Source organism: Nocardioides sp. P4_G4, from assembly GCF_056401085.1.
The window spans coordinates 53,356-67,955 of sequence record NZ_JBFUKA010000003.1; the positions used below are offsets into that span (position 1 = coordinate 53,356).

Consider the following 14,600-nt stretch of genomic DNA (forward strand, 5'->3'; position numbering starts at 1 on the left):
CGACAGGGCCATGGACCGGTGCCGTACGACCACCCCAGCAGGTCTGCGTGACGGTCCCGGGATTTCGGGGGCACCCCCGAGCGGTGTCACGATCTGGGAAGGGTGTCCACCCCGTGGAACGCCGAACCTAGGCTGGCAGCCCAGCCGAGAGGAGCCGAGAGGCCTGTGAGTCCCGATCCCGCGATCCAGCACCGTCCCGATGCCACCGAGGAGCTCGCCGCCGCCATGCGCGAGCGGATCCTGGTCATCGACGGCGCCATGGGCACGGCGATCCAGCGGGACCGGCCCGACGAGGCCGGCTACCGGGGCGACCGCTTCGCCGACTGGGAGAGCGACCTGGTCGGCAACAACGACCTGCTGACGCTCACCCAGCCGCACATCATCGAGAACATCCACCGTGAGTACCTCGAGTCCGGCGCGGACATCATCGAGACCAACACGTTCAACGCCAACGCGATCTCGCTCTCGGACTACGGGATGGCCGAGCTGGCCTACGAGCTGAACCTCGAGGCCGCCCTGCTGGCGCGCCGGGTCTGCGACGAGATCAGTGCCCAGACCCCCGAGCGTCCCCGGTACGTCGCCGGCGCGCTCGGACCGACGACGCGCACGGCGTCCATCTCGCCGGACGTCAACGACCCCAGCGCCCGCAACGTCACATACGACCAGCTGGTCGCTGCGTACTCCGAGGCGACCCGCGGGCTGCTCGACGGGGGAGCGGACCTGGTCATCATCGAGACGATCTTCGACACCCTCAACGCCAAGGCGGCCATCTCCGCGGTCGACCAGGTCTTCACCGACCTGGGTCGGCGCTGGCCGGTCGTCATCAGCGGCACCATCACCGACGCGTCCGGTCGAACCCTGTCCGGTCAGACCACCGAGGCGTTCTGGAACTCGGTGCGCCACGCCCGGCCGCTCCTGGTCGGCCTCAACTGCGCCCTCGGCGCCAGCGAGATGCGCCCGTACGTCGCCGAGCTGTCCCGGATCGCCGACGTCTTCGTGTCGGCGTACCCCAACGCCGGACTGCCCAACGCCTTCGGTGAGTACGACGAGGCGGCCGAGGAGACCGCGGCCGTCGTGTCCGAGTTCGCCGCGAGCGGGCTGGTCAACCTCGTCGGCGGCTGCTGCGGCACCACCCCCGCCCACATCCGTGCCATCGCGGAGGCCGTGGCCGACAAGGCCCCCCGGGTACCCGCGGACGTCGCCCCGGCGATGCGCCTGTCCGGGCTCGAGCCGTTCACGCTCACCGGGGACAGCCTCTTCGTCAACGTCGGCGAGCGCACCAACATCACCGGCTCCGCCCGCTTCCGCACGCTGATCAAGGACGGCGACTACGACGCCGCCCTGTCGGTCGCCGCGCAGCAGGTCGAGAACGGCGCGCAGGTCATCGACGTCAACATGGACGAGGGGATGATCGACGGGGTCGCGGCCATGGACCGCTTCCTCAAGCTGATCGCCTCCGAGCCCGACATCAGCCGGGTGCCGGTGATGGTGGACTCCTCCAAGTGGGAGGTCATCGAGGCCGGTCTCAAGTGCGTGCAGGGCAAGGCCATCGTCAACTCCATCTCCATGAAGGAGGGGGAGGACGCCTTCCGCGAGCACGCGAGGCTGTGCCGCCAGTACGGCGCCGCAGCGGTCGTGATGGCCTTCGACGAGGACGGCCAGGCCGACAACCTCGAGCGTCGCAAGCAGATCTGCGAGCGCGCCTACCGGATCCTCGTCGACGAGGTCGACTTCCCGGCCGAGGACATCATCTTCGACCCCAACGTCTTCGCGGTGGCGACCGGCATCGAGGAGCACGCGTCGTACGGGCACGACTTCATCGAGGCCACCCGGTGGATCAAGGCCAACCTCCCCGGCGCGAAGGTCAGCGGCGGCATCTCCAACGTGTCGTTCTCCTTCCGCGGCAACAACCCGGTGCGCGAGGCGATCCACGCCGTGTTCCTCTTCCACGCCATCCGGGCGGGCCTCGACATGGGGATCGTCAACGCCGGGGCCCTGACCGTCTACGACGAGGTCGACCCCGAGCTGCGGGAGCGGATCGAGGACGTCGTCCTCAACCGCCGCCCCGACGCCGCCGAGCGGCTGCTGGAGATCGCGGAGGCGCACAACCGCACCGGCGAGGCGGCGGAGGTCGCCGAGGACGAGTGGCGCGGGCTGCCGATCGGGGAGCGGATCACCCACGCCCTGGTCAAGGGCATGGACGCCCACATCGAGGCCGACACCGAGATCCTGCGCGTGGAGATCGCCGAGCGCGGCGGTCGCCCGATCGAGGTCATCGAGGGACCGCTGATGGACGGCATGAACGTCGTCGGCGACCTCTTCGGCGCCGGCAAGATGTTCCTCCCGCAGGTGGTCAAGAGCGCCCGCGTGATGAAGAAGGCCGTCGCCCACCTCATCCCGTACATCGAGCAGGAGAAGCTCGACAACCCCGAGTACGCCACCGCCAAGGACACCAACGGCACGATCGTGATGGCCACCGTCAAGGGCGACGTCCACGACATCGGCAAGAACATCGTCGGCGTGGTGCTGCAGTGCAACAACTACGAGGTCATCGACCTCGGGGTGATGGTGCCGGCCCAGAAGATCCTCGACACGGCCGCCGAGGTGGGCGCCGACATCATCGGCCTGTCCGGGCTCATCACGCCGTCGCTCGACGAGATGGTCAACTTCGCGACCGAGATGCAGCGCCAGGGCCTCGACATCCCGCTGATGATCGGCGGTGCGACGACCTCGCGCGCCCACACGGCCGTCAAGGTCGACCCGCGGTACGACGGCCCGGTGGTCTGGGTCAAGGACGCCTCACGCTCGGTGCCCACCGCCGCCGCCCTGCTGCACGAGACCGGTCGGGACACGCTGATGGCCGACGTCAAGGCCGACTACGACTCGCTGCGCACCCGGCACGCGGCCAAGCACGACCGGCCGATGCTGACCATCGACGGTGCGCGTGAGAACGCGACGCCGATCGACTGGAGCGACTACGAGCCGCCGACGCCCGCCCGCAGTGGCGTGCACGTGCTCGACGACTACGACCTCTCCGAGCTCCGCGACTACATCGACTGGCAGCCGTTCTTCAACGCCTGGGAGATGAAGGGCCGCTTCCCCGACATCCTCAACAACCCGACCACCGGAGAGACCGCCCGCAGGCTGTACGACGACGCCCAGGAGATGCTCGACCGGGTCGTCGAGGAGCGCTGGCTGACCGCCCGCGGCGTTTACGGGTTCTTCCCGGCGAGCGGCGTCGGCGACGACGTCGAGGTCTACACCGACCACACGCGGTCGGAGGTGCTGACCACGCTCCACCACCTGCGCCAGCAGGGGGAGCACCGCTCCGGCGTCCCCAACCGGGCGCTCAGCGACTACGTGGCGCCCCGCGCGACGGGACTCGCGGACCACGTCGGCGGCTTCGCCGTCACCGCTGGTCACGGCATCCGGGAGCGGATCGAGAAGTTCAAGGCCGAGCACGACGACTACTCGGCGATCCTGCTCGAGTCGCTGGCCGACCGGCTGGCCGAGGCCTTCGCCGAGCGCCTGCACCAGCGGGTGCGCACCGAGTTCTGGGGCCACGCCGCGGACGAGACGCTGGCCAACGACGACCTCATCGCCGAGCGCTACACCGGCATCCGCCCGGCGCCCGGCTACCCCGCCTGCCCCGACCACACCGAGAAGCTCACCCTCTGGGACCTCCTCGACGTGGAGTCGCGCACCGGCATCGAGCTCACCGAGTCGATGGCGATGTGGCCGGGTGCGGCCGTGTCGGGCTGGTACTTCTCCCACCCGCAGTCGCAGTACTTCGTCGTCGGGCGGCTCGGTCGCGACCAGGTCGCCGACTACGCCGAGCGCAAGGGCTGGACCCTCGCCGAGGCCGAGCGCTGGCTGTCACCGAACCTGGGCTACGACCCGGAGGACTGAGCGTCCTCGTCGGCCTCGGGGTCGAGGTCGCCCCCGGTCGGGTCCGGGGCGCCCTCGTCGTCGAGCCACGCGCCACCGATCGGCTCGCGCTCCCACGAGACGACGGCCCACCCGTCGGCGGGCGTGCCGTCGAGGGTGATGCACCCAGTGTTGTGCAGTCCCTCGTGGATCGGTGCGTGGTCTCCGCTGGCGCGGTGGGTGACCCACGTGCGGATGGCGGCTCCGTGGCTGACGACCAGGGTCACGTCGGCCCCGTCGGCGCAGACCTGCTCGACCGCGGCGTCGTACCGGGCGAGGAACTCACGACCCGTCTCGCCGCCCGGCATCCGGCGCTCGAGGTCGCCGTCGAGCCACCCGCCGATGGTGCCGAGGAAGCCCTCGATCGCGGCGTGGTCGTTGCGCATCTCGAAGTCCCCGGCCGCGATCTCCCGCAGCCCGTCGTACGTCGCCGGGTCCAGGCCGAGCGCCTCGGCGAGGGGGGCCGCGGTCTGGGAGGTCCGGACAGCCGTGGACACCGCGACGTGGCCGATCCCCGCTGACCCGAGCGCCTGGGCGGCGGCGTTCCCCTGCCGCCGGCCCAGCTCGGTCAGGTCGTGCCCGGGGGCCGCGGTGTCCAGGGCGGCGGTCGTGTTGGCGACGGTCTGGCCGTGGCGGAGGAGCAGCAGGCGCATGCCGCAAGGCTAGGCCCGGTGGAGGGATTTGTTCCGACGTACAACAACCAGGTCAGGCGTCGCGTGACGGCGGCCACAGCCGGGTGGCCTCGAGGGCGAGGTAGAGGTGCACGAGGTCGCTGGGGACGTGCAGGTCGCGTCCGGTCAGCCGGGTGACCTTGGCGAGTCGGTAGCGGACGGTGTTGGCATGGCAGTGCAGGAAACTGGCGGCGTCGGCTGCCGAACCCTGGGCGGTGTACCAGGCCCTCAGGGTCGTGAGGAGGAGCAGCTGCTCCTCGTCGTCCTGCTGCAGGACGCCGGCGAGCACCTGCTGGGCGAGGCCCCTCGCGAGGTCGGGCGCCGCGGCCACCAGCGCGGCGACGCGAGCGTCCCCGAATCGCATGACGACGTTCTCCCCGGGTGTCGCGGCGTCCCGGGCGAGCTGGGCCTGTGTCACCGCCTGCGGGGTGTCGACGATGGCCTCGAACGCCTCGCTGATCCCGACCCGGCCGACGGTGAGGGAGGTGAGGTAGCCCATCAGCCGGTCGACCCGGTGGCTGCGGTCGAGGCAGACGAGGCCGATCTCCCCGTCGGCCTCCGAGCGCCATGCGGAGCGCACCCCGAGCGAGGACAGGGCGCGCTCCGCCGAGGCAGGCGCGTCCTCCTGCTCGACCGGCCACGAGTCCGAGGCGACGACGACGAAGCGGCCGACCTTGGGCAGCCGGAGGGCGGTGGCGGCGTCGGCGAAGCCCTGTCCCGACACGCCCACCCCGCTGAACAGCGAGGCGAGCGCGGCCTCGCGGACCCGGGCGCTACGCAGGAGCCGCTCCGTCTCCACGTCCCGGTAGGCGGCCGCGAGCTCCTGCGAGTACACGTCGACCGCGCTCCACAGTGCTGAGGCCGAGTCGAGCAGGGCACGGCTGGTCGCCGGGTCGTCGTCGCACAACCGGATCAACCGCTCCCAGATGTGCAGGGCGGTCAAGCGGTAGGCGTGCAGGACGAGCGTGAGGGGGAACCGAGCCTCGGCACGCTCGCGTCCGGTACGTCGCGGCGCGGCCAGGAGCGTGGTCTCGTTCACCATCACGCTCTCGACCAGCCCGACGATGTTCGGGCGCACCGCGGCCGCCAGCTCCTCGTAGCTCATGAAGTCGACGTAGGCGGGCTCCTCCGCCCGGATGATCTGCGCCGAGCTGCAGGCGACGTCGTCGGCGTTGTCCAGCAGCAGCCCGCAGGCGCGCACCACCCGCGGGTCGGTCGTCGTTGCGTGGAGAGCCACCCGAGTCCCTCTCATTGTGCTGGCGAACAAAGAACTGCCGGCGATGTGAGTGCCGTCACTATGGCCGACAGGTCGTGGTTCCACAACTGTGGGGCGGGTCACAACTCCCCACGACGGAGACCTGCGTGAACCTGGCCGAGAACCTCGAGCGGACCGCCCGCGCCCGTGGACGGTCCGCGGCGCTGACGTCCGGTGACCGGGTGACGACGTTCGGGGAGCTCGACCGGGACAGCCGGCGGGTCGCGGGCCTCCTCGCTGCGCGCGGTGTGCGCCCCGGCGACCATGTCGGTCTCGTGGTGCCGAACGTGCCGGAGTTCGCGGCGCTCTACTACGGGATCCTGCGCCTCGGCGCGGTGGTGGTGCCGACGGACCCGGCGCTCGCGGAACCGGAGATGACGCAGCTCCTCGAGGACTCGGATGTCGGGCTGCTGGTGGCCTGGTCGACGGCACGCGAGCACGTGGTGCCGGCGGCGCGCACGGTGGGCGCCGACGCCCTCCTGGTCGGCTCCGGTGCGCTCGGCGGAATGCTCGGTGACGCCCCGGAGCTCGACCGCGTCGAGCCGCGGGCGGCCGCGGACACGGCGGTGATCCTCCACACCTCGGGCACGACCGGCCGGCCCAAGGGGGCCGAGCTCACGCACGGCAACCTGGTCCGCAACTGCGAGGTCGTCGTGAACGACCTCCTGCAGCTGACGTCCGAGGACGTGGTCTTCGGCGGACTGCCGCTCTTCCACTCCTTCGGGCAGACGGTCGGGCTCAACGCCGCGGTCCGCGCCGGAGCGTGCCTCGCCCTACTGGCCCACTTCGACGGCTCCGGGGCCCTCCGCGCCCTGCAGGACCAGCGGGTCACGGTGATGCAGGGTGTGCCCGCCATGTACGCCGCGATGCTGCAGCAGCCGGACCGCGCCGAGCACGACCTGTCTCGCCTGCGGGTGGGCATCACCGGTGGTGCTCCGATGCCTGTGAGCGTGCTCCTCGGGTTCGAGGAGGCCTTCGACTGCCTGGTGCTCGAGGGCTACGGGTTGTCCGAGACATCGCCGGTCGTGAGCTTCAACCGCCGTGACCGCCGCCGGGTCGGCTCCATCGGGATGCCCGTGGCGGGCGTCGACCTCCGGGTGGTCGACGACGACGGCGTCGAGGTCGAGGACGGCGAGCCGGGGGAGATCCTCGTGCGCGGCCACAACGTGATGAAGGGCTACTGGGGGCGGCCTGCGGACACCGCGGCCACCCTCGTCGACGGATGGCTGCACACCGGAGACGTGGGGGTGCGCGACGAGGACGGGTTCTTCCACGTGGTGGACCGCACGACGGAGCTGATCAACCGGGGTGGCCAGCAGGTGTACCCGCGACAGATCGAGGAGGTGCTCCAGGAGCACCCCGACGTGGTCGAGGCCGCGGTCATCGGGCTGTCCCACCCGACCCTGGGCTCGGAGGTGGGCGCCGTCGTGACCCTGCGTCCCCACGCGAGCACGACCGGGGCCGAGCTGCGCGACTACGTCCGCGGTCGCGTGGCGCTCCACGAGTACCCCCGGATCGTCGACGTCGTCGACGAGATCCCCAAGACAGCGACCGGCAAGATCCTCAAACGCGAGATCCGACTGGAGACCCCAGCATGAGCATCCCCGCAACATCTGGCCGACCCATCCTCGAGGTCAAGGACCTCGCCGTGACGTACGGCGGAGTCGTGCAGGCCCTGCGCGGCATCAGCCTCTCGGTGGACGAGGGTGCCGTGGTGGCGCTGCTCGGCAGCAACGGGGCGGGCAAGACCACCCTGCTGCGGACCCTGTCCGGCACGCTGCGCCTGCACCGCGGACGCATCGAGCGGGGGGAGGTGGTCTACCGGGGGGACAGCCTCAAGGGACGCGACCCCGCCGCCTGCGTGACCAGTGGGCTCGTGCAGGTCCCCGAGGGGCGCCGCATCTTCACCCGGCTCACGGTCGAGGAGAACCTCAGGGCCGGTCGCCTGGCGGTCAAGGACCGCGGGGAGAAGTCGGCCGACTACGACCGGATCTACGACATGTTCCCCGTGCTGGCCGACCGGAGGGCCCAGCGCGCCGGCCTGCTCTCCGGAGGTGAGCAGCAGATGCTGGCCATGGGGCGCGGCCTCATGTCCCGGCCCCAGCTCCTGCTGCTCGACGAGCCGTCCCTGGGGTTGGCGCCGCGGATCATCGGCCAGATCGGTGAGGTCATCCGCGAGATCAACCGCCAGGGCACCTCGGTCCTGCTCGTCGAGCAGAACGCCACGATGGCGCTCGGCGTGGCCGACACCGCCTTCGTCCTCGACGTCGGCACGGTGTCGCTGTCGGGCTCGGCGGCCGAGCTGGCGACCTCCGACGCCGTCCAGCGTCTCTACCTCGGTCACGGCGGCGACGGCGAGAGCCCCCGCAGGCCCACCGCGACCGCCCGGAGGAAGAAGCTGACGAGGTGGTCCGCGTGAGCACGACGCCCACAGGGGCCACCGGGTCCACGGGCCCCGAGGCCGGTCTCCGCGCCGACGCGGAGACGTTGACCGTCGAGCACATCACGGTCGAGTTCGGTGCCATCAAGGCGCTCTCGGACGTCTCGTTCACGGTCCTGCCCGGCACGGTGCACGCCGTGATCGGACCCAACGGGGCCGGCAAGTCGACGATGTTCAACGTGTTGTCCGGGGTCTACCGGGCCACGTCGGGCGAGGTCCGCCTCGGCGACACCCTCCTCAACGGGCTGCGGCCGCACAAGATCGCCAACCTCGGCGTCGCCCGGGCCTTCCAGAACATCGCCCTGTCCGGGACCCAGACGGTGGCAGAGAACCTCATGCTCGGGCGCCACGCGCTGACCCGGGCGGGCTTCATCTCCTCCGGGCTGCGGCTCCCGCGGGCCACCCGCGAGGGGAAGGTGCACGGCGAGCGCATCCGGGAGATCGCGGACTTCCTCGACCTCGGCGCCAAGCTGGACGTCCCGGTGGGTGTGCTGTCCTACGGCGACCAGAAGCGGGTCGAGGTGGCCAGGGCCCTGTGCACGGAGCCGCGCCTGCTGCTGCTCGACGAGCCGGTGGCCGGCATGAACGCGGAGGAGACCGACCGGATGGCCCGGGCCGTGCTCGAGATCCGCGACGAGCTCGGCATCTCCATCGTCCTGGTCGAGCACGACATGGGCATGGTCATGAGCATCGCCGACCGGGTCACCGTCCTGGACTTCGGTCGCCGGATCGCGGACGGCACCCCGGAGGAGACCCAGGCCGACCCGGAGGTCATCCGGGCCTACCTCGGCTCGGGTGACGAGACCGGACCGACCGTGAGCGCCGACCAGCACCAGCACGAGGACCAGCACGAGGACCAGCACCAGGACCAGCACCAGGACCCCCACGAGGAGACCCCGCGATGACGCAATTCCTGTCCCTGCTGCTCAACGGCCTGTCGCTGGGCGCGATCTACGCGCTCATCGCGCTGGGCTTCGTGATCATCTTCAAGGCCAGCGAGGTGACCAGCTTCATGCAGGGCTCGCTGCTGCTGCTGGGCGCCTACCTGATGGGCCGCTGGCACGAGACTCTCGGCTTCTGGGGTGCTGTCGCGCTCGGCATCGCCGGCTCCGCCATCGCGGCCGTGCTCGTCGAACGCGTGCTCATCAACCGGTTGCGAGGGGCGCCCGTGATCAGCCTGGCGATCCTGACCATCGGCGTCGACCTGATCATCGTCACCGAGCTGACCCGGCGCATCGGCTCCGACATCCTCAACGTCGGACACCCGTGGGGCGGCGACGTGATCTCGATCGGCGGGGTCGGCCTCACCACCAACCGGGCCCTGGCCATCGTCGCGGCCGCCGTGCTCATCGGCGCCTTCTTCCTCACCTTCAAGTACTCCAGCTGGGGCATCTCCATGCGGGCCGCCGCAGAGGACGGCGAGGCCGCCGCCCTGATGGGCATCCACATGGGCCGGGTGTCGATGTTCGCCTGGATGATCGCCGGCATCCTCGCCGCCGTCGCCGGCCTCTTCGCCGTCGGCGCACCGACGCCGGGGGTCACCCCGGCGGTCGCCACGGTCGCCCTGAGTGCCCTCCCCGCGGCGATCCTCGGGGGCCTCGACTCGACCGGTGGGGCGCTCGTCGGCGGCATCCTGATCGGCCTCGCGGAGTCGTTGGCCGCCGGCTACCAGGACGAGATCGCCTTCCTGGGTCGCGGCTTCGGCGACGTCGTCCCGTACGTCGTCATGGTCGCGGTGCTGCTGGTGCGACCCGCCGGACTCTTCGGCACGCGGGAGATGACCCGTGTCTGAGTCCACCACCACCGTGCGGGAGCCCGAGGCCCCACGCCGCGAGGGGCGAGCCACCGGCCGGTCGACCGGTCGTGTCGCGAAGCTGCTCGCGATGCTGGCCCTGTTCGCCGTGCTGCTCGCCCTGCCGCTCTACGTGGACGAGTTCTGGCTGCGCACCGGGTTCGCCGTCTTCGCCGCGATCATCGGTGCGCTCGGGCTCAACCTGCTGGTGGGCACGACCGGCCAGCTGTCGTTGGGCCACGCCTTCTTCCTGGCCGTCGGCGCCGTCACCTACACGTACGTCTCGGGTGCGCCCGGAGGGTCGGCCAACCCCTACGGCGGCCTCGAGCTGCCGCCGGCGCTGGGCATGGTCCTGGGCGTCCTCGCCGCCGGTCTCGCCGGCGTGCTCTTCAGCCCGATCGCGGCCCGGCTGCGGGGGATCTACCTCGGTATCGCCTCGCTCGGCCTGGTGTTCATCGGCGACCACGTGCTCAACACGTGGAGCTCGGTGACCGGTGGCTTCAACGGCCGGCTCGTCCCGTACTTCTCGCTGTTCGGCTTCGAGTTCAGCAGCCTCGACTCGCCGCCCCTCGAGGTGCTYGGCGTGCCGTTCGGGCAGGCCGAGCGGCTCTGGTACCTCGGCCTCGCGCTGTGCGTCGCGGCGGCCTGGTTCGCCGCGAACCTCGTGCGCTCGCGCCCCGGTCGCGCCCTGCAGACGCTGCGCGACAGCGAGGTGGCGGCCGCGGTCATGGGCGTCGACGTCCGTGGCTACAAGGCGAGGGCGTTCCTGGTCTCCTCCATGTACGCCGGCCTGGCCGGGGTGCTCTACGCGCTGTCGATCGGCTCCGTCGCGCCCGAGTCCTTCGGGCTGGTGCTGTCGGTGCAGTTCCTCGCGATGATCGTGCTGGGTGGCCTCGGCTCCGTCTGGGGATCGATCATGGGTGCCGCCTTCGTCAGCGCGCTGCCTCTGATCTTCCAGGAGTACGCCGGCTCGCTGCCGTTCATCGTGGAGCCCGGCGAGCCCGGCATCGTGGCCAGCCAGGCCGCGGCCTTCCTGTACGGACTGGCGATCATCCTCGTCGTCGTCTTCGAGCCCGGCGGTCTCGCCGGCCTCGCGCGCCGCCTGCGGCGCCCCTCACGTGCACCCGGTGCCGCCTCGGCGGACGCCTCGGGGGCCGATCAGCACCACACCACACCGGCACAAGCCGATTCCTCAACCGGAGGTAACAACTGATGAGAATGAACACGAAGCGCGGGGCGGTCACGCTCGTGTCGGTCGCCATGGTGCTGAGCGCCGCGGGGTGCAGCACCAAGTCCTCGGACTCGGAGACCAGCACGCAGGACGGGGTCAAGGTCGGCCGAGGCATCGACGGCGACACGATCACGCTCGGGTCGCTGACCGACCTCACCGGAGTCTTCGCGGCTCTCGGCAAGGACATCACCGACGCCCAGGCGCTGTACTGGAAGGACAACAAGGTCTGTGACACCTACACCGTCGAGTCGACGGTGAAGGACCACGGCTACGACACTCAGAAGGGCATCCAGCTCTACAGCTCGATCCACAACGACGTGCTGGCCATCGAGCAGACGATCGGCTCGCCGATCAACACCGGGCTGCTGCCGCAGTTCGAGGCCGACCAGATGGTCAACATCCCTGCGGCCTGGGCGCAGTCGCTGACCGAGAGCCCGGAGATCGCGGTGGTCGGGGCGACGTACGAGGTCGAGATGATCAACGTCCTCGACTACCTCCTCCAGGAGGGAAAGATCAAGGAGGGCGACAAGCTCGGCCACATCTACTTCGAGGGCGAGTACGGCGAGGGCGGCCTGGCCGGCTCGAAGTACTTCGCCGAGCAGCACGGCATGACGGTCGTCGAGCAGCAGATCCAGTCGACCGACACGGACATGACCGCCCCGGTGACCAAGCTCAAGTCCGAAGGCGTCAAGGCCATCGCGATCACCGTGGCGCCGACCCAGACGGCCTCGATAGCCGGCGTGGCCGCATCGCAGGGCCTGGACGTGCCGATCGCGGGCAACAACCCGGTCTTCGCGCCGGCGCTGCTCGACGGTCCGGCAGGGGACTCGCTGAAGAAGAACCTGTACGTCGCGTCGCCGGTGGCGCCGTTCGACCAGCTCCCCGATCTCCTCAAGAAGTACCAGGACGCCAACCCCGGCGACCCCACGCTGGGCGTGGTGTGGGGCACGGCGGCCGCGGACACCATGCGCCAGATCCTGGACAAGGCGTGCGAGGACGGCGACCTGACGCCGGAGGGCGTCACCAAGGCCAAGGAGGACATCGGCACCGTCGAGACCGGGGGCCTGGCGGTCCCGCTGACGTTCGAGGTGGGTGCGTCGCCGAGCGATGCGAGCTACATCTTCCGGGCCGCGGATGTCCCGGGAGGCGCGAAGTCCGTCTCCGACAAGTATGTCGGTGATGACGTGGCCGGCTTCATGAGCGGGAGCTGAGCCCCACCGAACGCAGTGGGTGGGGGCCCGGACCGGCAGGTCCGGGTCCCCGTGCGTCAGGCAGAAGCGACGAGCTCGTCCATCGTGACAACGTGCCCGGCCGCGCACTCGATGCGCGCATCCACCGGTGCGCCGCACCCGGCGTGGGCGTAGGACGGCGAGGGCTGGCGTGGGAGGTGCTCTGCACCCCAGGCGGCCAGGGCGACGAGGGTCGGCACCAGGTCGGCGCCGGCGGCGGTGAGGACGTACTCGTAGCGGGTGCGCTGCCCGGGCTCCCGGTAGGGCTCCTTGGTCAGCAGCCCGGCGGCGACCAGCTCGCGCAGTCGTGAGGCGGCGACGGTCTCGGTCATGCCCGCGCGCCGGACGAAGTCGTCGAAACGGGTGGTCCCGTAGGCAGCCTCCCGGAGCAGCAGCATCGCCGAACGGGTGCCGACCAGCTTGACGGTGCGTTCGATGGGGCAGAAGTCGGCGCGGGCGATCCGGTCGGGGTTCGCGAGGCGGCCTTCGAGTTGCACGGGCATGGATCTACCCTATGGCCTGGCTTGGCAAATACCTAGTCAGCCCCTAGTGTCCTGACTGTGCCTCTCCCCAGCCAGCCCAGGACCCGACTCGTCGTCCTCGTGGCGGTCGGCGCCGCCTTCATGTCGAGCCTGGACCTGTTCGTGGTCAACGTGGCCTTCGACGACATCGGTGCCAGCCTCGGCGTCAACCGGCCGGACGGCCCCACCGCAGGAGATCTCAGCTGGGTCCTGAACGCGTACGCGGTCACGTTCGCCGCGCTGCTCGTGCCGTTCGGGAGACTCGCCGACCGCTACGGGCGCAAGCACATCTTCCTGGGTGGTCTGCTGCTGTTCACGCTGGCGAGCGTCGCGTGCGCGTTCAGCGGCAGCGTGTGGGTGCTCGTCGCCTTCCGGGTCCTCCAGGCGACCGGGGCTGCTGCCATGACCCCGACCAGCCTGAGCATCCTGCTGGCGGCGCTGCCGGCGGAGAGACGGCTGGGCGGGGTGCGCCTGTGGGCTGCGACCGGCGCGATCGCCGCGGCGATCGGCCCGAGCGTCGGCGGGGTGCTGACCCAGTTCGGCTGGCAGTGGGTGTTCCTGATCAACCTTCCCGTGGGTGTGGCGCTGCTGGTCGTCGCGCTGCGCGAGGTGCACGAGGTTCGACCTGACGACGAGGCAGGTGTCCCCGACCTGCTCGGGGCCGTGCTGTTCGCAGGTTCGGTCGGCATGCTCGCCCTGGGCCTGGTGAAGAGTCCGGAATGGGGCTGGGCGGGAGGACGCACCGCCCTGGCGCTGGGGCTCTCCCTGCTCCTGGGGGTCCTCTTCGCGCTCCGGTCGATGCGTCACCCTTCCCCGGTCATCCACCCCGAGCTGATACGTGTCCCGACCTTCCGATGGGCGATCGCGACGATGGTGCTGTTCAACGTCTCGTTCGCGATCAACCTGCTGGTCGGCATCCTGTGGCTGCAGCAGATCTGGGGCTACTCGGCACTGCAGACCGGCTTCGCCGTCGCGGTCGGGCCCGTCCTGGTACCGGTGACTGCTGCGCTCAGCCACCGGTTCCTGCCCACAGCGCGGCCCGCCCGGCTCATCACGGCGGGCTCGTTGGTGATGGCGCTCAGCTCGCTGTTCCTGGCGCTCCGGATGGGCCCGGAACCGGCGTACCTCACCGCGTACCTGCCGGGCTGGCTGCTCGGCGGCGTCGGGGTCGGGCTGGCGTTGCCCAACCTCATGGCTGGCGCGACCCACGACCTCGCGCCGCACCAGGCGGCCACCGGGAGCGGCGTGGTCACCATGGCCCGACAGATCGGCTTCGTCGTCGGCGTGAGCATCCTGTTCGCGCTGGTGGGGGACAGCGTCGGCCTGGACGCGATGGATGCGTTCACCGCCTGCTTCCTCGTCGCCGCGGCGATCCTGGTCGCTTCGTCCGTGACCGCCTTCGGGATGGCCGCCCGGGTCCCTCCACGGACGACGGGTCGTCCCGACACATCGGCTCCGGTACCCGGGAACGTCAGGCCCGAGCCGCGTCCGGCGGCGGAGGACCGCTAGCGAGCCGCCGAGGACGAGCCGCGTT

11 protein-coding genes are annotated in these 14,600 nt (G+C 70.8%); 8 read left to right on the forward strand and 3 right to left on the reverse strand.

The features are described from left to right. Window positions 1–225 precede the first annotated feature (225 nt). The gene (gene metH / locus AC1DQF_RS01335) at window positions 226–3,909 is read left to right on the forward strand and encodes a methionine synthase (RefSeq protein WP_477523440.1); all 3,684 of its coding nucleotides are present in this window, start codon (window positions 226–228) and stop codon (window positions 3,907–3,909) included. On the opposite strand, the gene AC1DQF_RS01340 is transcribed toward metH, so the two are convergent. Both AC1DQF_RS01340 and AC1DQF_RS01345 read right to left on the reverse strand, forming a co-directional pair. Further along, a complete protein-coding gene (locus AC1DQF_RS01340) occupies window positions 3,891–4,580 on the reverse strand; it encodes a histidine phosphatase family protein (RefSeq protein WP_477523403.1) in 690 nt (229 codons plus the stop codon). The genes metH and AC1DQF_RS01340 overlap by 19 nt on opposite strands. 52 nt (window positions 4,581–4,632) lie before the next feature. Next, complete coding sequence (locus tag AC1DQF_RS01345; RefSeq protein ID WP_477523404.1) at window positions 4,633–5,835, reverse strand: RsbRD N-terminal domain-containing protein; 1,203 nt, start codon at window positions 5,833–5,835, stop codon at window positions 4,633–4,635. 125 nt (window positions 5,836–5,960) lie between these two features. On the opposite strand from AC1DQF_RS01345, the gene AC1DQF_RS01350 reads away from it, so the two are divergent. From AC1DQF_RS01350 to AC1DQF_RS01375, 6 genes are read left to right on the forward strand one after another with little or no spacing between them, the layout of a single operon-like run. Then, the gene (locus AC1DQF_RS01350) at window positions 5,961–7,451 is read left to right on the forward strand and encodes a long-chain-fatty-acid--CoA ligase (RefSeq protein ID WP_477523405.1); all 1,491 of its coding nucleotides are present in this window, start codon (window positions 5,961–5,963) and stop codon (window positions 7,449–7,451) included. Further along, complete coding sequence (locus AC1DQF_RS01355; protein ID WP_477523406.1) at window positions 7,448–8,272, forward strand: ABC transporter ATP-binding protein; 825 nt, start codon at window positions 7,448–7,450, stop codon at window positions 8,270–8,272. Before AC1DQF_RS01350 ends, AC1DQF_RS01355 begins: the two co-directional genes overlap by 4 nt. Then, window positions 8,269–9,198: an ABC transporter ATP-binding protein gene (locus AC1DQF_RS01360; protein ID WP_477523407.1), complete on the forward strand. Its 930-nt coding sequence runs from the start codon at window positions 8,269–8,271 to the stop codon at window positions 9,196–9,198. The genes AC1DQF_RS01355 and AC1DQF_RS01360 overlap by 4 nt, the downstream gene beginning before the upstream one ends. Then, complete coding sequence (locus AC1DQF_RS01365) at window positions 9,195–10,085, forward strand: branched-chain amino acid ABC transporter permease (protein WP_477523408.1); 891 nt, start codon at window positions 9,195–9,197, stop codon at window positions 10,083–10,085. Before AC1DQF_RS01360 ends, AC1DQF_RS01365 begins: the two co-directional genes overlap by 4 nt. Beyond that, window positions 10,078–11,298: a branched-chain amino acid ABC transporter permease gene (locus AC1DQF_RS01370; protein ID WP_477523409.1), complete on the forward strand. Its 1,221-nt coding sequence runs from the start codon at window positions 10,078–10,080 to the stop codon at window positions 11,296–11,298. The genes AC1DQF_RS01365 and AC1DQF_RS01370 overlap by 8 nt, the downstream gene beginning before the upstream one ends. Next, window positions 11,298–12,527, forward strand: a complete 1,230-nt coding sequence (locus AC1DQF_RS01375) for an ABC transporter substrate-binding protein (protein WP_477523410.1) — start codon at window positions 11,298–11,300, stop codon at window positions 12,525–12,527. The genes AC1DQF_RS01370 and AC1DQF_RS01375 overlap by 1 nt, the downstream gene beginning before the upstream one ends. A 56-nt stretch (window positions 12,528–12,583) precedes the next feature. Here AC1DQF_RS01375 and AC1DQF_RS01380 read toward each other — a convergent pair whose 3' ends face one another. Further along, window positions 12,584–13,048 (reverse strand): winged helix-turn-helix transcriptional regulator, encoded by a 465-nt coding sequence (locus AC1DQF_RS01380; RefSeq protein ID WP_477523411.1) that lies wholly within the window; start codon window positions 13,046–13,048, stop codon window positions 12,584–12,586. A 57-nt stretch (window positions 13,049–13,105) separates the two neighbouring features. Here AC1DQF_RS01380 and AC1DQF_RS01385 point away from each other — a divergent pair, with 57 nt between their 5' ends. Beyond that, entirely contained in the window at window positions 13,106–14,575 is a 1,470-nt protein-coding gene (locus AC1DQF_RS01385) for an MFS transporter (protein WP_477523412.1), read from the forward strand. The last annotated feature ends 25 nt before the right edge of the window (window positions 14,576–14,600 follow it).